Below are 19,711 nucleotides of genomic sequence, written 5' to 3'. Positions count from 1 at the left end.
GGCTTCGGGCGTAGACGTGGCAGGCTTGCACCCCGTGCTGCCAGACCCGCTCGCTCGAAGCGCCCCGACGGATCCGAAGACCGCCCTCGAGCAGGCGATGGAGCAGGCCAGGACGCGCGCGATCACCGCGCTGGAACCGGTCATGCCGTTGCTGGTCGACCTCGGCCGCGTCTTCGAGCGGGCCGGGTTCGAGCTGTCCCTCGTCGGCGGGCCGGTCCGCGACGCCTTCCTGGGGCGCCGCTCCGCCGACCTCGACTTCACCACCGACGCCCGCCCCGACGACACCGTCCGGCTGCTGAAGGCCTGGGGTGACGCGCACTGGGAGATCGGCCGCGACTTCGGCACGATCGGCGCGCGCAAGAAGGACGTCGTGGTCGAGGTGACGACGTACCGCTCCGAGAGCTACGACGTCGACTCCCGCAAACCCGAGGTCGCCTACGGTGACGACCTCGTCGGGGACCTGTCGCGGCGCGACTTCACCGTCAACGCGATGGCGATGCGGCTGCCGTCGCTGGACTTCGCCGACCCGCACGACGGTCTCACCGACCTCGCCGCGGGCGTCCTGCGCACCCCCGGGACGGCCGAGCGGTCCTTCTCCGACGACCCGCTGCGGATGATGCGCGCGGCCCGGTTCGCGGCCCAGCTGAAGATGCGGGTCGCGCCCGACGTCGTGACCGCGATGACGGCGATGGCCGAGCGGATCACCATCGTCTCGGCCGAACGCGTGCGGGTGGAGCTGGAGAAGATGCTGCTCGCGGTCGACCCGGTGGCGGGTCTGCGGCTGCTGGTGGACACCGGCCTGGCCGAGCGGGTGCTGCCGGAACTGCCGGCGCTGCAGCTGGAGATCGACGAGCACCACCGGCACAAGGACGTCTACGAGCACTCCCTGACCGTGCTCGAGCAGGCGATCGCCCTGGAGGGCTCCGGCCCCGACGACGAGGTGCCGGGCCCGGACCTGCTGCTGCGGCTGTCCGCGCTGCTGCACGACATCGGCAAGCCCCGCACCCGCCGGTTCGAGGAGGGCGGCGGCGTGAGCTTCCACCACCACGAGGTCGTCGGCGCCAAGCTGGTGGCGAAGCGGTTGAAGGCCCTGCGCTTCGACAACGACACCATCAAGAGCGTCGCCCGCCTCACCGAGCTGCACCTGCGCTTCCACGGCTACGGCGACGGGGAGTGGACGGACTCCGCCGTCCGCCGCTACGTCACCGACGCTGGCCCGCTGCTGCCGCGCCTGCACCGGCTGACCCGCAGCGACTGCACGACCCGCAACGCCCGCAAGGCCAAGCGGCTCTCCGACGCCTACGACGACCTCGAGACCCGGATCGCCCGCCTGCGGGAGCAGGAGGAGCTCGACTCGATCCGTCCCGACCTCGACGGCACCCAGATCATGGCGCTGCTCGGGATCGGACCCTCCCGCGTCGTCGGCCGCGCCTACCAGCACCTGCTGGGGCTGCGGATGGACCGCGGCCCGCTGGGGCCCGAGGTCGCAGAGCAGGAGCTGCGCGCGTGGTGGGCCGAGCAGCCGGAGTCCGCCGGGTCCTGAACCCCGGTCAGCGCCCGGTCCGGTGTCGCCGGGCCAGGACGGCGAACCCGGCCGTCGCCAGGCCCAGGTAGACCAGGACGAGGAGCTCGGCCCCGGGAGCGACGGCGACGTCGACCCCGGTGCGGAAGGACGCGCTGGGGAACACGGTGCGGTTGACGGTCAGGAACGTCAGGTGCGCGGCGACGCAGGCCCACACCGATCCCGTCGCCAGCCGGGCCAGCACGAGCATCGACCCGAAGACGGCGAGCAGCACCGCGTAGGCCACCGGGTCCTGCCCGCCCGGCGCGAAGGTCGGGGGCGGCACCGGCAGGCCCAGGGCGGAGCCCACCGCCCACGTGAGGGAGATCGACGCGGCCGGCGCCAGCACGAAGAGGGCCGTGGTCGCGGCGGCGGCCGGCAGGGTCGGCACCCGGGACGCCAGTGCCCCGAACACCCCGCCCCGGAACGCCAGCTCCTCCGGCACCGCCTCCAGGGCCAGCGCGGCCAGTGTGTTGAGCACCAGGAAGGTCACCAGCACGGAGGCGTCGACCCCGCTGACGCGGGTGGCGCCGGCGGCCGCACCCACCCCGAAGACCGCGACGGCGGACGTGAGGACGACGCCTGCGCCGACCACCGCCTGACGGGGGTTCCGCAGGGCCAGCACCGTGCGCCGGCGACGGTGCACCACCAGCAGCAGGGGGACGGCGACCAGCAGCGTCGTGAGGGCCGGGGCCGCCCGCACGAACCACCCCTCGCCGGTCCCGACCTCGGCTGCGGCGGCGGCGACACCGGCGAGACCGAGGGCCAGGACGAACACGGCCCAGCTGACCGGCGCCGACCACGCGGGCACGGACCGACGACCACGGACGATACGACTGTATCGGAGCATGGAGCCATGGTGACGATACGGTCGTACCGGGCGCAAGGTGTCGGCCTGACGGATCGGACGGAGGGGGACGGGTGTCCGCACGAGAGGCCATCGCGCTCGCCGCGCTCGACCTGGTCGCCGCCGGCGGGGTCGAAGCCGTCAGCGTGCGCACGGTGGCGGCGCGCGCCGGCGTCAGCCCCGGCTCCGTCCAGCACCACTACGGGACGAAGCAGCAGCTCCTGGTCGCCGCGGTGGAACTCGTCGGCCGACGCGTCCGGGCCCGTCTCGAGACCGCCGCCGCCGACGCGGACCCGACGGAGCGCCTGCGCACCCTGGCCCGGCAGCTGCTCCCCCTGGACGACCGGCGCCGCGACGAGGCCCGGGTGTGGCTGGCCTTCGTCGCCCGCGCCGCCGTCGACCCCGAGATCGCCGCCCTGCACAGCCGTGAGTGGGCGGCCCTGCAGGCGGTCTTCGCCGCCCTGCTCGCCGCCCGTCGCCCCGGCGCGGCCGCCGTCACCCCCGCCGACGACGACGCCGCTGCGCACCTGCTCGCGGTCCTCGACGGCCTGGCCGTCGCCGGCATCGCCGAGGACGGCCGCATGGGCCCCGACCGCACCTCGCGTCTGCTCGACGACCTGCTGGAACGCTGGCCACTATCGTGACGCGGTGATCCCACCCGTCTTCGACGTCCTCCGGCGCCGGCCCGACATCGAGGCGCCCGAACTCGTCGCGGTCGACGCGGCGGACCGGCTCCTGCTCGACGAGGCCGCCCCGGCGCTCGCGGGCGCCGACGTCGCGGTGATCGGCGACGACTACGGGGCCATCACCCTGGGGGCGCTCGCGGGCCACCACCCGGCGCGGGTCCGCGTCCACCAGGACCGGCTGTCGGGGGAGCTCGCGCTCGCCGCGAACGCCGCGACCCTCGGCCTGGACGGGTTCCGCTCCCACCCCGTGCCGAACGCCGCGCTGGTGGCCGGCGCGGGCGTGGTGCTGGTGAAGCTGCCGCGCAGCCTCGAAGCCCTCGACGCCACCGCACGGCTCATCGCCCGGCACGCCGCCCCGGACGTCCGCGTGTTCGCGGGTGGTCGGGTCAAGCACATGACGCGCGGGATGAACGACGTCCTCGGGTACGCGTTCACCGAGGTGGACGCGAGCCTCGGCCGGCAGAAGGCCCGGGTGCTGCGTGCGTCCGGGCCCCGCGCCGACGTCGCCGAGGCCGCGCCCCGCCGGGTCCACCACGACGACGTCGGGCTCTGGGCCTGCGCGGTGGGCGGGGCGTTCGCGGGCGCCGGCATCGACATCGGGACCCGGGTGCTGCTGGAGCACCTCCACGTCGTGGCCCGGTCGGATCCCGGCACCGTCCTCGACCTCGGCTGCGGTACCGGACTCCTCGCCGCCGCGGCCGCCCGGGCGTTCCCCGCGGCCCGGGTCCTCGCCACCGACGAGTCCGCGGACGCCGTCGCCAGCGCCGAGCTGACGGCCGCGGCCAACGGCGTCGCCGTCACCGTCACCCGTGACGACGCCGGTGCGTGCATCCCCGACGCCAGCGTCGACCTGGTGCTGCTGAACCCGCCCTTCCACGCGGGCGCGACGGTCCACGCGGCGATCGCCTCGAAGGTGTTCCGGGCGGCGGCCCGCGTGCTCGCGCCCGGTGGCACGTTGTTGACGGTCTGGAACTCCCACCTCACCTACCGCGGAGAGCTCGAGCGCGTCGTCGGACCGACCCGCCAGGTCGCCCGCACCCCGAAGTTCACCCTCACGCGCAGCACTCGGGTGGACTCGGCTCAATGAAGGGCCCCGGCCGGTCGAAGAGATCCCATGACGTGCACCGCGGTGGGTGAGGAGGCCTCCTCGACCCTGCTCTCCTTCGCCGAGGCCGCGTCCCGGGTGCTGGAGCACCTCGAGGCGCAGCTCCCGCTGGGGATGTGGGCGGTCACCCGTCGCGACGGGGAGGAACAGGTCCTCCTCGAGGTCCGCGACCACCTCCACGGTTCGGTCAACGGTGACCGGGTCCCCTGGCGGGGGTCGCTGTGCGAGGCGATGACGCAGGGAGAGGCCGGTTCCACCGGGGCGACCCTCCTCGTGCCCGCCTACGCGGACCGGCCCGCGGTCCGGGAGTGGGGCGTCCGCGCCTACGTGGGCGCGGCGATCCGCACCGACGTCGAGGTCTTCGGAACCGTCTGCGGCTTCCACCCGCAAGAGCTCGACCCGGCCACCGTACGGGGACTGCAGCCGTTGCTGGACCTGCTGGCGGCCCTGCTCGGTCAGATCCTGGTCGCCGAGAAGCTGCGCGAACGGGCCTTCGCGCGCGAGGCCGAACTGCGTCGCCTCGCCACCCGCGACCACCTGACCGGGTTGGCGACGCGGGCGGTGTTCGCCGACCGGCTCGAGCACGCCCTGGACCTGCACCGCAGCACCGGCCGGGCCCTGACCGTCCTGCTCTTCGACCTCGACGACTTCAAGAGCGTCAACGACACCCTCGGCCACGCCGCGGGCGACGAGGTGCTGGTGGCGCTGGCGCAGCACTGGCAGCCGATCATCCAGCCGGGGAACACCCTGGCCCGGTTGGGCGGTGACGAGTTCGCCCTGCTGGTCGAGAGCGGGCTCAGCGTGGGCGAGGTGTCGAAGCGGGCCGAGGCGGTGCTGGCCGGCCGGCACGAGATCGCCGGCACGGCGATCACCGTCGGGGTCAGCGTCGGGCTGGCGCACCTCCCGGGGCAGGCACCCACCCTCGACGCCAAGGAGTTCCTGGGTCGCGCCGACGCCGCGATGTACGCGGCCAAGCGGGCCGGCAAGGGACGCCTCGTCGACTACGACACCCTCAGTGCTCCGGTCCCGTCCGCGCGCAGCTCCCACAACCCGTAGCGCACGACGTAGGAGTACTCGTCGTGGCGCCAGGCCGGCACGAACCGGTACGACCACGGCGACAACCCCGCCGCGGTGATCGCCGCGAGCTGCGCGGTGGCGTCGTAGGCGTGCATGTCGATCCCGGGCAGCCCGTCCTCGGAGAACGCGCGCCGCGAACTGCCCGGCGTGGTGCGGTCCTCGACGATCCCGACCAGCACCCGCGCCCCGGGCGCGCACACGTCGGCGAGGTTGCCCAACGTCCCCGGCAGGTCGCGGCAGAACTCCAGGCAGCCCACGGCGACGACGACGTCGAAGCGTCCCCAGGAACCGGGCAAGGGGTCGTGGAAGTCGTGCTGCTCGTAGCGACCGTCGGGCCGGCCGAGGTTCGCCTCCGCGAGCATGCCGGGGGAGAGGTCGGTACCCGTGACGTGGACGTCGGGGGCGAGGTCGCGGGTCAGCTGCCCCGGCCCGCAGCCGACGTCGAGGACGCGGCACTCCGGCGTCACCTCACGCAGCAGGAAGTCCGCGACGAGCGGGCCGTAGTGCTCCAGCGACCGCCAGCCCGGCACGTAGTGCGGGGCGAAGTCGTCGTAGTAGAGCTCGATGGCTTCGCTGTCGTTCACCCCCCGACCATCCCAGGCCGCACCCGGATCAGCCCCACCCGAGGGCGCGCAACCCCGCCGCGGTCACGGCGGCGAGCACCACGACGACGATGAACGGCGCCCGGCAGACCAGGGCGACCACCGCGACGGCGAGCCCCGCGGCCCGGGCGTCGAGGACGAGGTGCGGTCCGGTCGTGAACGTCTGCAGCACGACGAGCGAGGCCAGCAACGCGGCGGGCAGCACCCCCGTGACCCGACGCACGCGGGGTTCCTCGAGGACCGCCGGCGGCACGACGTAGCCGGCGAACTTGGCGGCGAACGCGATCGCCGCGGCCGCGAGCACGGCCACCCAGACGCTCACGCGGCAGCCTTCCCGCGCCAGCACCACGCGAGCACGGAACCCGCGAGCGCCGCCGCGATCACCGGCAGCCCCGGCGGGACGACGGGGACGAGCGCGGTGGTGAGCAGGGCGCCCACGACGGCGATCGCGACGGGTTCCCGCGCGCGCAGCCGCGGCCAGAGCAGCCCGGCGAACGCCGCCGACGCGGCCGCGTCCAGGCCGAAGCGCTTCGGATCCCCGAGGGCGTTGCCGGCCAGGGCACCGACGAGGGTCATGACGTTCCACCCGACGTAGACGCCGAGCCCGGTCACCCAGAAACCGACCCGCCGCAGCGCGGGGGCAGTCTGCGCGACGGCGACCGCCGTGGACTCGTCGATCGTCAGCTGGGGCACGACGATCCGCTGCCAGCCGCGCGGTCGCAGCGTCGGGTTGAGCTGCAACCCGTACAGCGCGTTGCGCAGCCCCAGCAGTGACGACGCCGCGACCGCCGCCCCGACGCTGCCGCCACCCCCGAGCACCCCGACGAGCGCGAACTGCGACCCGCCGCTGAACAGCAGCAGCGAGAGCAGGCAGGTCTGCAGCACGCTCAGTCCGCTGGTGACGCTGAGGGCCCCGAAGCTGACGCCGTAGAGCCCGGTCGCGAGGGCGACGGAGAGGCCTTGCCGGACGACCGCCGGACGGTCGGGGGGCGCGGGGGCGACGTCGCTCACGGCACCAGGATGCCCGGCCCTCAGTCCTCCAGGTGCAGCAGCCGCGGGTCGGAGACCAACGCCCGCAACGACTCCACCGTCACCGGGGAGCCCGGGGACAGCGTCGTCCCGAGGGTGAGGGTGTCGATCGAGGCGTCTTTGGATCCGGCCGCGGAGACGCGAGTGCCGCTCGGGCTCGTGGCCGTGGCGAACGGCGAGACGACGCTCACCTGGTGGTCGTCGTTCTTGCCGTCGGTCCCGACCCAGACGGTGCTCGTGAGGACCCCGCTGTCGACGCGGGTTCCGTCCGCGAGCCGCTGCGTGGAGCAGGAGTCGATACTCAGGCCGCGGTCGTGGTCCGTGCTGGCGCAGGTGGGGAACAGGCCGGGAGGAACGTCGCGCGACGAGGTCACCTCCAGGTCGAGTCGTGTCGTCGGGGTCGCGATGTCGTCCAGGAAGGACGCCTGCCACCCGTTCGTCGGTCCGTTGCCGTCCCCCCAGACCGCCGGGGCGACCGCGCCGCCGAACCCCGGCAGCACGGCGGCGACCGCGCTGTCGTACGCGCTTTGGGCCCGCTGCTGCCGTTCCTCCGGGGTGAGGGCCGGGGTCGTCGGTCGGGTGCTGGGCGCGGGGTCGAGCGGGGGCGGCGACGTGGCGAGGACCGCGCCCGCGGCGACGACGACGGCCGCGACCCCACCGGCGAGCACGCCCCGGCGCCGGCGACGACTGCGGCGCTGCGCCCCGGCGCGCGCCCGGTCGATGAGGTCGTCGGGCGGCGACGACGGCCCGGCGGCGGCGCGGAGCGAGGCCCGGAACGCGTCCGGGTCCAGCAGGTCCTGGTTCATCGCGTGCTCCCGGGGTTGAGGGTGGCGGGCTCCAGCAGTCCGGCCGACCGGAGCCGGGTCAGGGCCCGCGCGGTCTGGCTCTTGACCGTGCCCACGCTGACGTCGAGGAGGTCGGCGACGTCGTGCTCGGTGCGGTCCTCGAGGTAGCGCAGGACGACGACGGCCCGTTGGCGGGCGGGCAGTTGCGCCAGCGCGGCCAGCAGGTCGAGGCGGTGCTCCACGGTCGCTGTCCCCGATCGGGCGTCGGCCACGTCGCGGTCGGTGTCCCACGCCGCCTCGGGACGACGCGCGCGGTAGCGCCACCGGGAGGTGACGGCGTGGGTGAGGGACCGCCGGGCGTAGGCGTCCGGGTCGTCGATGCGGCCCCACCGCGGGTACATCCGTTCCAGGACGTCCTGCACGAGGTCCTGACCGGCGTGCGCGTCCCCGGCGAGCAGCTGGGCGATGCGTTCCAGCTGCGGAACGGCACCCCGGGCCCACGCGGTGAAGGCGTCGTCACGTTCGTGGTGCACGTCCACCGCCCTGTTCGTCCCTGATCACACTGCCCCGACGCCGCAGCAGGGGGAAAGGTTGTCAGGCCGACGCCCGGGGACGCGGAAGCGCCCGCCGGTCCGGGGGACCGACGGGCGCTGCGGGGTGACTCAGCTGCGCGACTGCTTGGCCAGCTCGCTCAGCACGCTGCGTTCGAGCGCCTGCGCCGCGCCCTCCTCGAGCTCGACGAAGCGCACCACGGCCTCGCCGGACTCCTCGTCCACGCGCAGCACCTCGCCGCGGGCGTGCACCTCGAACCCGTCGCCGAGTTCCAGGGAGACGTCGACGTCGGTGTGGGCGGGCATGTCCATCGCGCCTTCGATGCGCATGCCGGTGCGGGAGTAGTCGATGGTGCGGACGTCGGCGACGCCTTCGGCCATCGTCAGGTGCGCGGGGACGGAGGCGGGGGCGCGGACGGCGCCTCGTCGGGTCTCGGAGGCGAGCAGCATGACGCCGGTGAGGGCGAGTTCGTCGTCGCGGTGGGCCTGGGCGACGGCCTGGAAGACGGCGTGGGGGGTGACGGAGCCGGAGTCGCCGGCGTCGGTGCTGACCCAGACGCGCTGGCCGTCGAGGGCTTCGACGGTGTCGGGGGTCGCGCTGACGTGGCTGGTGATGACGAGGCCGGCGGCTCCCGCCGTCCAGGAGCGCACGGTGCCGGTGTGCCAGACGGCCGCGGCACCGGACGTCGTCGTCGTGGGCATGAGCGTGACCGTGGTGTCCACCGCCGGTCCTTCGGTCATGAGCATGCCGCCCTGCGCGCCGTCCATGCGATCCCCCAGCTGTGTGCGAATGTGTAACCGACTCAGCACGCTACGTCACATCGAGGGCCCACTCGACCCGAACGTCGCAGGTCACCGCCGGTCGGAGCCACGCTGAGTCACAACCGTCACTCCGTTCTCAGGGGCCCCAGGTCGACCGGCGCGGGACTGTTCTCCTCCCACGCCGAGCGCAGCAGTTCCTCGACGTGGTCGGCGCTCGCCGTCGCCAGCTCGACGCGTGTCACCCCCTGCACGTGGACCTCGGCGACGCCCGCCGACAACCGCACCAGCCAGGCCCCGCCGGCGCGGCGGAACTCCGTCCGCCCCGTGGAGTCGACCAGTTCGACGACCTCCGGGAGGGCCAGCGCCAGGGCGCGGACGTCCGGTTCCAGCAGCGAGCCGGCCGGCCCCTCCAGGACGAGCTCGTAGCCAGCGGGGGTCTGCAGCCGCAGCGTCCACTCGCCGCCACGTCGCTGGGGTTCCTCGGCCACGACCAGCCCCGCCTCCAGGGCCAGCGCCAGCACGGCCGTGACGTCGTCCACCTCGAGCTGCCAGGACAGGCCCGGCGGCGGGACCGCCACCTCGACGGAGCGCAGGCCGAACAGCACCGCATCGCGCTGCAGGGCGACGAAGTCGTCCTCGCGGTGTTGCACGTGGAACATCAGGGCCTCGTAGAAGGCGATCTCGGCATCGAGGTCGTGCACGGGCAATACCGGGAGGGCGCGCAGGAACTCCATGGGGGTTAGCGTCCTCCTGTGCTGCAGATCCCCTCCGTCGCCCTGCTGGCGGGTCGCCGATCGGCCCAGGGTCCCGCCGATCCGGCGCTGCGCGCCTACCTCAACGAACAGCTCGCCGCCGTGACCGGCGTCGCCGAGCAGCTGCGTCGCGCCGCCGCCTCCGACGCGCTCATCGCCGAGCGCACGACCCTGCTCCGGGTACGCCGTGACGTGGCCGCCGACCGCGCCGCCCTGCGCACCGCCATGCGGCGCCTCGGTGCCTCGACCGACTGGGCCGTCGTCGGCTTCAGCTGGCTCTCCGCCTACGCGGGCCGCCTCAGCCCCCTGCTGCAGCGCGTCCCCGCCGTCGACCGGGTGGCGAGCGTCATCCCCACCCACCCGACCCGCGAGTCGGTCGTCGAAGGTCTGCTCGCCCTGGAGGACGTGCTCGGCAGCCTGCACCGGCGTGCCGTCGCCGCCCGCCTGCTCGGTGAGCTCGTCGCCGACGATCGGGCCGACTGGACCCACCCCGTCCGCGGGTTGGCCGACCGTGCCCAGGCGCAGCTCGACGAGGTCGAGGCGGCCCACCGCCGGTGCGCGGCCCCGTTGCTGCGCCGCACCTGACCTCGGGATCCTGACCGGCTGAGGTCAGTCCCGCGCCTTCGCCGTCGCCGCGTCGTTGGCCTTCCGGACCGCCTGCACCAGTTCGGCCTTCGTCATCGACGACCGCCCGCGGACGTCGAGCTCGCGGGCGATCCCCAGCAGGTGCTCCTTCGTCGCGTGCTCGTCGACCCCGCCCGAGGAGCGTCGGTGGGTGTCGACGTTCCCCTCGGACTGCGGGTCCGACGGGCCCTTCCGGCCGTCCTCCTTGGTCTGCCAGTGGTCCCCGACCTTCTCGTGGGTGTGCTTGACCGCACCCCACGCGACCCGGTTGGCCCGGGCGCCGTCGTGGTACTGCTCCTCGGCGGAGTCGTGGGCCTGGGCGAACGTGTCCTTGGCCTTCTGGTCCGAGCGCTGCAGCGTGCTCGGCAACTCGCTCTCGACGGGCTTGCCCGATCGCGTCGTCTTCGGCATGGTCCCGACGGTAGGACGGGGTCGTCGCGCCGACATCCCGAGGACTCAGCGCGTGAGGGTGGGGACCTCGGCGTGCGCGCGCGGCCGCAGCGAACGCCACACCACCAACGCGGCACCCGCGGTGAGCAGAGCCCCGGCCACCGCCGTCGCGTCCAGACCGTGGGCGAACGCCGTCCGCGCCGAGTCCAGCAGCACCGACCCGTCGGGCAGGGCCGCCGACACCTCGACCGCCCCGCCGAGGGTCTCCCGCGCGGCGGACACCTGCTCCGCGGACGCGCTCGCAGGCACCTCGATCCGGCTGCGGTAGACCGAGTTCAGCACGCTGCCCAGCACCGTCGTCCCGAGCACCGCACCGACCTCGTAGGCCGTCTCCGAGATCGCCGACGCCGCACCGGAACGTTCCGCGGGCGCCGCGGAGAGGATCGCGTCGTTGGTCAGCGTCTCGGCCAGACCCGCCCCCGCGCAGAGCACCACGAACGCGACGGCGAGCTGCAGCGCCGCACCCGAACCGGATCCCGACCCCAGGAACGCCATGATCACGTAGCCGAGCGTCCCCAGCAGCAGACCGGTCGCGATGAGCAGGTCGAGGCGCAGGCGACGGGCCAACCGCGCCGCGAGCAGCCCCGACCCGAAGGTCACCACGGCACCCGGCAGCAGCAGCAACCCCGCGGTCAGCGGCCGCAGCCCCAGGACCAGCTGCAGGTACTGCGAGACCGCGAACAGCATCCCCGTCATCCCGCAGATGCTCATGAGGTTGGCCAGCACCGAGCTGCGGAAGACCGGCAACCGGAACAGGTCGACGTCCAGCAACGGGTCCGCCAGCGTCAGCTGCCGGCGCACGAACACCACGCCCAACCCGACGCCCAGGGCGATCGTCGCGACCGGGGTCGTCTGGACGCCGTGCTCGGCGAGGGTCTTGATCCCGTAGACCAGCGCGGTCAGCGCCAGGATCGAGACGACCACGCTCAGCACGTCGATCCGGCCGTGCGTGGCGGCCGTGGGGCGCTCGCGGACGAGCAGCGGCACGAGCACCAGCAGCGCGACCATGAACGGCACGTTGAGCAGGAAGACCGAACCCCACCAGAAGTGCTCCAGCAGCCAGCCGCCGACGATCGGGCCCAGCGCGCCACCGGCGGCGAACCCGCCGGCCCACACGGCGAAGGCCGTCCGGCGCTGCTCGCGGTCGGTGAAGGTGCTGCGCAGCAGCGACAACGTCGACGGCATGAGCGTCGCGCCGAAGACGCCGAGGGCGATCCGGGCCGCGATGAGGGCCGTCGCGGTGTCCGCGAAGGCCGCGACGAAGGAGACGACGCCGAACCCGGCGCCACCGATGAGCAGCATCCGCCGCGCGCCGTAGCGGTCACCGAGCGTGCCCATCGTGACGAGCAGACCCGCGATCGCCAGCGAGTAGCCGTCGACGATCCAGAGCAGCTGGGTGCCGGTCGGGGCCATCGCCTCGCTGATGGCCGGCAGCGCGAAGCTCAGCACGGTCATGTCGATCGAGATCAGCAGCACGGGCAGGACCAGCACCGCGAGCGCCGCCCACTGCCGCCGCGTCGTCGCGGGCACGCCCGGGTCCACCGGGAGCTCGGCGGGACGGCGTGCGGAGTGCTGGGTGGGCGGGGTCATGCTCTCGTTCCTCGAGTCGATGGTCCTTCTACTGTACCGTCCGGACGGTACAGTGCAAAGTCGTTTACCCTGCTCCGAATGGCCCGTGACCCCGCCGCGACGCGCGACCGCCTCGTCGACGCCTTCGCCGAGATCGTCGTCGGCAGCGGTGCCCGCTCGGCCACGCTGGAGGCCGTCGCCGCCGCGGCCGGCGTCTCCAAGGGCGGGCTGCTCTACCACTTCGGGTCCAAGGACGCCCTCGTCGACGGTCTGCTGGAGCGGCTCCGGAAGCTGGCCGCCGAGGACCTCGAGCAGATGCGCACCGCCCCCGAGGGACCCGCCGTCTACTACGTGCGCACCTCCGCCACCGAGGGCCTGCAGGGCGACGAGGTGGTGGACCCGCTGAGCCGGGTGATCATCGCCACCATGCGGCTGGCCCAGGAGGGCGACACCCGCACGGTCTCGGCCTACGCGGCGATCAACGAGGCCTGGCGCGAGCTCATCGAGGTCCAGGTCGGCGGCGACCGCGTGCTCGCGCGCCTCGTGCAGTGCATCGGCGACGGCCTCTGGGCCTCCTCCTCGATGGGCATCCCCACCCCCGACCTCGACGACGTCGTCGCCCGCGTCCAGCAGCTCGTCGAGTCCAGCCAACACGCCGACGGCGGGGCCTGAGCCACCCGTTCAGCCCCTCGCGCCGCATCGCACCGCCGCCGAAGTTCCAGGGGTAGGGCCCCTCGGGGCCACGGACGGACTCCACGAGGGGGCGACGCGGTGCAGCTCGAGCAGCGGGACGTGGCGAGCCGCTTCCTCGACCGCTTCCCGGACCCCACCTGGTCGCTCGACCGCGACGGACTCCTCGTCGGCTGGAACACGGCCGCCGAGAACGTCTTCGGTCGCACCGCGGGCGAGGTCCTCGGCACTCCCGTGCTCGACGTCCTCGGGCAGGTCCCCCCGAGCACCGGTCCCGTCGAGCTGCACGACTCCCTCGGCCGGCTCGTCCACGGGGCCGTCGTCACCTGGGACGTCGACGAGGTCCGCCACACCGCGCTGCGCGTCTCGACGGGCGACGCCGGGGTCGTCAGCCGTCGCCTCCTGGAGGGGCTGCTGGAGCACGTCAGCGACGCGATCGTCACCATCGACGCCGAAGGTCTCGTCCTGTCCCTGAACAAGGGTGCCGAGAAGCTCTACGGGGTCACGGCCCACGACGCGACCGGTCGTTCGGCCCGCAGCCTCGCGCGCAGCGTGGGGAACCCCGGTGACCTCGACGCGATGCGGACGGCCCTCGTCGCGGGGGAACCCTGGTACGGCGTGGAGGTGCAGCTCACGACCCACGGCGGCCGCGAGATCGTCGTCGACAGCGCGGCGACCGCCGTCCTCGATCCCGGCGGCGGCTACGTCGGCGCGATCCTCGTCAGCCGCGACATCACCCCGGTCCGCGAGCTCGAGCAGTCGTTGCGCGCCGCGACCCGGGCCCTGCGGGACCGGGCCTCGCAGATCGCGAAGGCCACCCACCGCGACTCGCTCACCGGCGTCGCCGCCCGCAGCCTGCTGCAGGAACGTCTCGCCGCGGCCCTCACCGCCGCCGCCGAGAACGACGAGCCGGTCTGGGTGCTCGCCACGGACCTCGACGGCTTCCGCGCCGTCAACGACTCCTACGGCCTGGCCACCGGCGACGCCGTCCTCATCGCCTTCGCCGCGCACCTGCGCGCCGCGCTGCCGCCGAGCGCGACGGCCGGCCGCCTCGGCGCGGACGAGTTCGCCGTCGTGCTCCCCGGCCTCGACGAGGAGGAGGCCGCCCGCCTCGCCCGTGCGGTCACCGGCTGGACCCCGCCCACTCCGCTGCCCACCCGCGGTCGACGCGGCGACGACCCCGACGTCGGCGTCACCGTCGCCGTCGTGCGCGCCACGCCGCTGGAGTGCCGCTCACCCTTCGACACCGGCGTGCGTTCGTTGTTGCAGCGGGCCGAGGACGCCGTCGCGGCGGCCAAGCGCCCCACCTCCTGATCCGGGCACGGCGACGCCGAACGCGGGTCCGGCGTCGCCGTGCCCGGTGCGTTCACGCCGAGGCGCTGGTCTCGTCCGGGTCCCGGCGCCAGGCGTAGTCCATCTGGCGTGCGGTGGCCACGGCCAGGTCGTGACCGGCGAGTCGGGCCACCAGGTGCAGGGCGAGGTCGAGGGCGGCGCTGATGCCGGCGCTGGTGGCCAGGTCGCCGTGGTCGACGAAGCGCACGTCGTCCCGCACGTGCAGGTGGGGCCAGCGGGCGCGCAGGTCGTCGACGTCCTCCCAGTGGGTGGTGACGGGGCGGTGGTCGAGCAGGCCCGCGGCCGCGAGGACGAAGGCGCCGGTGCACACGGAAGCGATCACGCGGGCGTGGCTGCGGCTGCGCTGCAGCCACGCCAGCAGCTCCCGGTCCCGGGCCGCGTCGTCCACCACGCCGCCGGGGACCAGGACCACGTCACAGGTGGGGGCGTCGTCGAGGTGGTGGTCGGCGCCCAGTCGCAGCCCCCCGCGGGCCCGTGCTCCCGGAGGCGCGTCGACACGCCTTCCGGTGGCGATGAGGGCCAGCTCGAAGGGGGCGGGTCGCCCGGCGCGGGCGGCGAGGCGGTTGGCGACGCCGAACACCTCGAAGGGGCCGCAGGCGTCCAGCACCTCCACCTCGTCGAAGAGCACGATGCCCACGCGGATCGCTGCGTGGGCACCAGCGGCCGAGGTGGCCGGGAGGTCGGGTGCGGGTCGCGGGGTGGGGGAGGTCACGAGGTCAGCGTGGTGGACGGCGCCGGCGGGGAGGAGGGGCAGGAACGCCGTGTCCGGTCGATTTCCTGCCACGTCTTCCTGCACGTCGCGTCGTGCGCACCCTCGACGAGGGCGGCGCGGAGCCGGGGAGACCGCTCCCCGGGGCACCTCCTACTGGACCAGTTCCGCGCGCGCCTCGTCGGCGGCGACGAGTTCGGCGTAGCGCCCACCCGCGGCGAGCAGGTCCGCGTGCTTCCCGCGTTCGACGATGCGGCCGTGGTCGAGGACCACGATCTGGTCCGCGTCGCGGACGGTCGAGAGCCGGTGCGCGATCGTCACGGTGGTGCGTCCGCTCGACAACCGCTCCAGCGCGGCGGCCATCGCCCGCTCGGTCCGGGTGTCCAGCGCGGACGTCGCCTCGTCCAGCAGCAGCACCGGTGGGTCGCGCAACACGGTGCGGGCCAGCGCGATCCGCTGCTTCTCACCACCGGAGAACCGGTACCCCCGTTCCCCCACGACGGTGTCGTAGCCCTGCGGCAGCGCGCTGATGACGTCGTCGACCTGGGCGATCCGGGCCGCGTTCCGCAGCTCGTCGTCGGTCGCGTCGGGCTTCGCGAAGCGCAGGTTGTCGGCGACGCTGGCGTGCAGCAGGAACGTCTCCTGGGTGACGACGCCGACGGTGTCGGACAGCGAGCGCGCGGTGAGTTCCCGGACGTCGTGACCGTCGATCGTCACCGCGCCGGAGCCGACGTCGTACAACCGCGACAGCAGGTACCCGAGCGTCGTCTTCCCCGAACCGGTCGCGCCGACGACGGCCAGCGAGGAACCCGCCGGCACGTCCAGGTCGATCCCGGTCACGGTGTCGGTCTCGGCGCCGGGGTAGGCGAAGGTGACGTCGGAGAACCGCACGTGCCCGCGGGGGTCCTCGAGGGCGACGGCGTCGGGACGTTCGACGACCTCGGGCGGGGTGTCCAGGTACTCGAAGACCCGCGCGAACAACGCCATCGAGGCGTGCAGGCGCACGACGATCCGCAGCAGCGCCCCCAGCGGCCGGAACAGCTGCCCCTGCAACGTGACGAGGGCGACGAGGGTCCCGATGCTCAGGGCCGTGCCCGTTCCCCGGATCCAGCCGCCGAGGAGGTAGGTGAGGGCGGGGACGGCCGCCATGGTCAGGGTGATGAGCGACCACTGCCAGCGGCCGGCCATCTCCGACCCCACCTCGAGGGCGGCGACCTCGTCGGACTGCCGGGTGAACCGTTCGACGACCTCGGGGGTGCGCCCGGTCGTGCGGGTCAGCAGGATCCCGGAGATCGACAACGTCTCCTCGACGGTGGCCGACATCTCCGCGAGCTGGCGCTGGCGTCGGGCCGTGATGCGTCGGCGCAACCGACCGACGCGGCGGTTCAGCCACACCGAGAAGGGCAGCACGCAGAACGAGAACAGCGCGAGCCGCCAGTCCAGCGCGAGCATCGCGACGACGGTGACGACGACGGTCGCGAGGTTCTGGACGAGGTCCGCGCCCGTGGAGGTGACGACGGTCTGCATCGCGCCGATGTCGTTGGCGATGCGCGACTGGACCTCACCGGTGCGGGTGCGGGCGAAGAACCCCAGCGACATGCGCTGCAGGTGCGTGTAGAGCGCGGTCCGCAGACCGTGCATGACGGCCTGCCCGACCCGGGTGGTGAGCAGTCCCTGCACGACGTCGAGCGCGGTGCTGACCGCGACGATGCCGATGAGCCCGGCCGCGAGCCAGGCCAGCAGGTGCAGGTTCCCGTCCGGCAGGGCGACGTCGACGACCTCGCGGATGAGGAACGGTGACGCGACGCCGGTGACGGCGGAGAAGACGATGAGAACGCCGACGACGGCCAGCGTCCGGCGGTGCGGGTGGAAGAGCCGCAGGACCCGGCGCACCTCGTCGCGCTGGGGGCGGCCCGGGTCGGACGTGTCGGCCTTGCCGGGCCGGAAGGGATCGCGGTTGGGATCTCCGCGCACGGGCCCACCTCCAAACAGATCGTGTGGATACCTCACGATGAGGCTACCTCACGATCCGGTAGGGTGTCGACGTGGACGACCTGGACGGCGAACTCCTCGAGACGCTGCGCTCCGTGCAGTGGCGCCTGCGCCGACGCAGCCACGGCGACGTCGAGGACCTCGCCATCACCCCCGCCCAGGGCCGGGTCCTGCGCGTCGTCGGCCGCTGCGCCACCCCGCCCCGGATGGGCGAGGTCGCCGCCCGCCTGCACATCGCGCCGCGTTCGCTCACCGACCTCGTCGACCCGCTCGAGGAGGCCGGCCTGCTGCGCCGCGCCACCGACCCCGGGAACCGTCGCTCGCTGCTGCTGGAACTGACCCCCGCGGGCACCGGGGTCCTCGAGGAGCTGGGCCGGCGCTCGCGGGACAGCGCGGCCCGGGCCTTCGCGGTCCTCGAACCCCCGGACCGCCGTTCGCTGCTGCAGCTGCTCCGGCGGGTCGAGGAGGCGCTGGGCGAGGAGCCCGGGTCCGCGTGAGGACCCCGGGAGGAGCCCGTCCGGCCAGTACAGTCGGCAGGTCACGCGAACCGTGAGGGAGGTACGACGCCCGTGCTGGACCCGACCCGCGTCCGTCTCGACCTGGCCATGGAGGCCGCGGGAGTCGCGTCGTTCGAGTACGACCTCGGCGCGGCCCGGCTCGTGGCCGACGACGCCCTCGCCGCGTTGTTCGAGCACCCCGAGGACACCACGGCCCGGGGCTACGAGGCCCGGCTGCAGGACGTCGTCGTCGCCGGCGACCTCGTCGAGTTCCGCGACGCCGTCACCACCGCCGTGCGCACCGGTGAGCCGCTCCACCACGAGTTCCGGTTCCGTCGTCGCGACGGGAGCCTCGGCTGGATGGGGGTCCGCGCGCGCGTCCTGGTCGAGGGTGGTGTCCCGCAACGGTTGCTCGGTGTCGCCTACGACACCACCCGCGACCACGTCCTCGGTCTCGCGAGCGCCCTCGAGTCCCTGCCCGCCGCCTACTACGCCCTCGACGGCGACCGCGTCCTGCGCCACCTCAACGCCGAGGCCGAACGGCTGATCGGGCGACCGCGCTCGGAACTGCTCGGGCGGAACTTCGGGGACGTCTTCCCGCTCTCGGCCGGTTCCCAACTCGACGCCGTCCTCCTCGAGGTCGCGCGCACGGGGAACTCCGCGAGCCTGGAGCTCCTGCACCCCGACCCGCTGGCCGTGTGGTGCGAGCTGCGCGCCTGGCCCGACGGGGCCGGGACCAGCGTCCTGCTGCTGCCCGCCGCGGCCCGTCGTGCCGCCGAGGAGGCCGCGGAACGCGCTGCGCTGCAGGTGCAGCTCCTCGCCGGCGTCGGTGCGCACCTGTCCGGGACGCTGGACGCGGAGACGGCCGTCGCGCGGCTCTCCGGGGTCCTCGTCCCGGTGCTGGGGGACTGGTGCATCGTCACCCTCGTCGACGAGAACGGTGAGCTGCGCGACGTCGGGACCCAGCACGTCGACCCCGCCCGGCAGGGGCTCATCGAGGACTACGCGCGCACCCGGTTGCGGTCGCTGCGCGGTGCCGAGGGCACGTCCTACGTGCAGGACGCCATCCGCAGCGGCCGCCCCGTGGTGCTGCCCGAACCCGCGGTCGACGCGATCTGCGCCGTCCTCGGCCCCGGTGAGGCGCAGGACCACGCCCGGGCGCTGGACCCGCGGTCGGCGATCGTGCTGCCGTTGCGGGCCCGCGGCCGGACCGTCGGCCTGGTCACCCTCGCCCGGGGCCGGCAGCGACGGGGTTTCGACTCCGAGGACGTCGCCACGGCCTCCGGGGTCGCCGAACGCGCGGCGCTGGCCCTGGACAACGCCCGTCTCTACGGTCAGCAGCAGCGCATCGCCGAAGGCCTGCAACGGGACCTCCTCACCCCGCCCGCGCAGTCCCCGCACTGGCAGACCGCCGTCCGCTACCTGCCCGCCGCCCAGGCCGCGCAGGTCGGCGGCGACTGGTACGACGCGTTCCCCCAACCCGACGGGGCGACGACGTTGGTCATCGGGGACGTCGTCGGCCACGACATCGGGGCCGCCGCCGCGATGGGCCAGTTGCGCAACCTGTTGCGCGGCATCGCCTTCGCGGCTCCCGACGGACCGTCCGGGCTGCTCTCGCGGCTGGACGCGGCGATCGAGGGCCTCGGGGTCGAAACCCTGGCCACGGCCCTCGTCGGACGGCTCGAACCCCGACGCGACGGGGTGTTCCTGGAGTTCTCCAGCGCCGGTCACCCCAGCCCCGTGATGCTGCGCGCCGGTGGCGTCGTGGTGCCCCTCGTCGTCGCCGACGGCCGCGACGGCCCCGACCTGCTGCTCGGCATCGACCCCGCCACCGCCCGCCACGACGGTGAACTCCTGCTCCGCAGCGGCGACACGATCCTGTTCCACACCGACGGCCTCGTCGAACGCCGCGACCAGTCCGTCGAGGTCGGCACCGCCCGCCTCCTCGAAGCGGTCTCCCGTCACGTCGACCTGGGTCTGGAGGAGCTGTGCGACGTGCTGCTGCGCGAACTGCTCCCCGCCCACCCCGAGGACGACGTCGCCCTCGTCGCCGTCCGGATCCGCTGACCG

General features: G+C 74.1%; 21 protein-coding genes. 9 read left to right on the top strand and 12 right to left on the bottom strand.

What is annotated here, in order from left to right; genetic code table 11:
• The first annotated feature begins 97 nt into the window (after window positions 1-97).
• Entirely contained in the window at window positions 98-1,543 is a 1,446-nt protein-coding gene (locus tag OG218_RS13095; protein ID WP_380162317.1) for a CCA tRNA nucleotidyltransferase, read from the top strand.
• Between the two features lie 7 nt (window positions 1,544-1,550).
• On the opposite strand, the gene OG218_RS13090 is transcribed toward OG218_RS13095, so the two are convergent.
• Entirely contained in the window at window positions 1,551-2,372 is an 822-nt protein-coding gene (locus OG218_RS13090; protein ID WP_328293662.1) for a CPBP family glutamic-type intramembrane protease, read from the bottom strand.
• Between the two features lie 110 nt (window positions 2,373-2,482).
• Here OG218_RS13090 and OG218_RS13085 point away from each other — a divergent pair, with 110 nt between their 5' ends.
• The 3 genes from OG218_RS13085 to OG218_RS13075 are packed head-to-tail and all read left to right on the top strand — an operon-like array spanning window position 2,483 to window position 5,255.
• Window positions 2,483-3,052 (top strand): TetR/AcrR family transcriptional regulator, encoded by a 570-nt coding sequence (locus tag OG218_RS13085; protein ID WP_328293661.1) that lies wholly within the window; start codon window positions 2,483-2,485, stop codon window positions 3,050-3,052.
• A 7-nt stretch (window positions 3,053-3,059) separates the two neighbouring features.
• Entirely contained in the window at window positions 3,060-4,181 is a 1,122-nt protein-coding gene (locus OG218_RS13080; protein WP_380162319.1) for a class I SAM-dependent methyltransferase, read from the top strand.
• A gap of 27 nt (window positions 4,182-4,208) precedes the next feature.
• Entirely contained in the window at window positions 4,209-5,255 is a 1,047-nt protein-coding gene (locus OG218_RS13075; RefSeq protein WP_328293659.1) for a GGDEF domain-containing protein, read from the top strand.
• On the opposite strand, the gene OG218_RS13070 is transcribed toward OG218_RS13075, so the two are convergent.
• From OG218_RS13070 to OG218_RS13040, 7 genes are all read right to left on the bottom strand, one after another.
• On the bottom strand, window positions 5,201-5,860 hold the full coding sequence (locus OG218_RS13070; protein WP_328293658.1) for a class I SAM-dependent methyltransferase: 660 nt from the start codon (window positions 5,858-5,860) through the stop codon (window positions 5,201-5,203). The two genes, OG218_RS13075 and OG218_RS13070, sit on opposite strands and share 55 nt — an antisense overlap.
• A gap of 28 nt (window positions 5,861-5,888) precedes the next feature.
• The gene (locus OG218_RS13065; protein ID WP_328293657.1) at window positions 5,889-6,200 is read right to left on the bottom strand and encodes an AzlD domain-containing protein; all 312 of its coding nucleotides are present in this window, start codon (window positions 6,198-6,200) and stop codon (window positions 5,889-5,891) included.
• Window positions 6,197-6,889: an AzlC family ABC transporter permease gene (locus tag OG218_RS13060; protein ID WP_328293656.1), complete on the bottom strand. Its 693-nt coding sequence runs from the start codon at window positions 6,887-6,889 to the stop codon at window positions 6,197-6,199. The genes OG218_RS13065 and OG218_RS13060 overlap by 4 nt, the downstream gene beginning before the upstream one ends.
• Window positions 6,890-6,909: 20 nt before the next feature.
• A complete protein-coding gene (locus tag OG218_RS13055; protein WP_328293655.1) occupies window positions 6,910-7,713 on the bottom strand; it encodes a hypothetical protein in 804 nt (267 codons plus the stop codon).
• The gene (locus OG218_RS13050; RefSeq protein WP_328293654.1) at window positions 7,710-8,231 is read right to left on the bottom strand and encodes a SigE family RNA polymerase sigma factor; all 522 of its coding nucleotides are present in this window, start codon (window positions 8,229-8,231) and stop codon (window positions 7,710-7,712) included. Before OG218_RS13050 ends, OG218_RS13055 begins: the two co-directional genes overlap by 4 nt.
• 123 nt (window positions 8,232-8,354) lie before the next feature.
• Window positions 8,355-9,011 (bottom strand): PilZ domain-containing protein, encoded by a 657-nt coding sequence (locus tag OG218_RS13045; RefSeq protein ID WP_328293653.1) that lies wholly within the window; start codon window positions 9,009-9,011, stop codon window positions 8,355-8,357.
• Window positions 9,012-9,130: 119 nt separating this feature from the next.
• Window positions 9,131-9,739 (bottom strand): hypothetical protein, encoded by a 609-nt coding sequence (locus OG218_RS13040; protein WP_328293652.1) that lies wholly within the window; start codon window positions 9,737-9,739, stop codon window positions 9,131-9,133.
• An 18-nt stretch (window positions 9,740-9,757) separates the two neighbouring features.
• Between OG218_RS13040 and OG218_RS13035 the strand changes: the two genes are divergently transcribed.
• Entirely contained in the window at window positions 9,758-10,342 is a 585-nt protein-coding gene (locus tag OG218_RS13035; RefSeq protein WP_328293651.1) for a hypothetical protein, read from the top strand.
• Window positions 10,343-10,366: 24 nt separating this feature from the next.
• Here the strand turns inward: OG218_RS13035 and OG218_RS13030 are convergent, their stop codons facing one another.
• Both OG218_RS13030 and OG218_RS13025 read right to left on the bottom strand, forming a co-directional pair.
• A complete protein-coding gene (locus OG218_RS13030) occupies window positions 10,367-10,792 on the bottom strand; it encodes a ChaB family protein (protein WP_328293650.1) in 426 nt (141 codons plus the stop codon).
• Between the two features lie 45 nt (window positions 10,793-10,837).
• Window positions 10,838-12,421, bottom strand: a complete 1,584-nt coding sequence (locus OG218_RS13025) for an MFS transporter (RefSeq protein ID WP_328293649.1) — start codon at window positions 12,419-12,421, stop codon at window positions 10,838-10,840.
• Between the two features lie 78 nt (window positions 12,422-12,499).
• Between OG218_RS13025 and OG218_RS13020 the strand changes: the two genes are divergently transcribed.
• Both OG218_RS13020 and OG218_RS13015 read left to right on the top strand, forming a co-directional pair.
• Window positions 12,500-13,072, top strand: a complete 573-nt coding sequence (locus tag OG218_RS13020; protein ID WP_328293648.1) for a TetR/AcrR family transcriptional regulator — start codon at window positions 12,500-12,502, stop codon at window positions 13,070-13,072.
• Between the two features lie 99 nt (window positions 13,073-13,171).
• Complete coding sequence (locus OG218_RS13015) at window positions 13,172-14,404, top strand: sensor domain-containing diguanylate cyclase (protein ID WP_328293647.1); 1,233 nt, start codon at window positions 13,172-13,174, stop codon at window positions 14,402-14,404.
• Between the two features lie 52 nt (window positions 14,405-14,456).
• Here the strand turns inward: OG218_RS13015 and OG218_RS13010 are convergent, their stop codons facing one another.
• Together OG218_RS13010 and OG218_RS13005 are read right to left on the bottom strand one after the other, a co-directional pair.
• Window positions 14,457-15,155, bottom strand: a complete 699-nt coding sequence (locus tag OG218_RS13010; RefSeq protein WP_328293646.1) for a DJ-1/PfpI family protein — start codon at window positions 15,153-15,155, stop codon at window positions 14,457-14,459.
• Between the two features lie 150 nt (window positions 15,156-15,305).
• Window positions 15,306-17,126, bottom strand: a complete 1,821-nt coding sequence (locus OG218_RS13005) for an ABC transporter ATP-binding protein (protein ID WP_328293645.1) — start codon at window positions 17,124-17,126, stop codon at window positions 15,306-15,308.
• A 71-nt stretch (window positions 17,127-17,197) separates the two neighbouring features.
• Between OG218_RS13005 and OG218_RS13000 the strand changes: the two genes are divergently transcribed.
• Window positions 17,198-17,641 carry a MarR family winged helix-turn-helix transcriptional regulator gene (locus OG218_RS13000; protein ID WP_328293644.1) on the top strand — a complete coding sequence of 148 codons (444 nt, stop codon included), beginning with the start codon at window positions 17,198-17,200 and terminating at the stop codon, window positions 17,639-17,641.
• A 72-nt stretch (window positions 17,642-17,713) separates the two neighbouring features.
• Window positions 17,714-19,708, top strand: coding sequence for a SpoIIE family protein phosphatase (locus OG218_RS12995; RefSeq protein WP_328293643.1), 1,995 nt, complete (start codon window positions 17,714-17,716; stop codon window positions 19,706-19,708).
• Window positions 19,709-19,711 lie beyond the last annotated feature (3 nt).

The organism is Kineococcus sp. NBC_00420, assembly GCF_036021035.1.
Taxonomy (GTDB): Bacteria; Actinomycetota; Actinomycetes; order Actinomycetales; family Kineococcaceae; genus Kineococcus.
The sequence above is the reverse complement of the archived record's forward strand: the minus strand, read 5'-3'. Positions and strand labels throughout refer to the sequence as shown.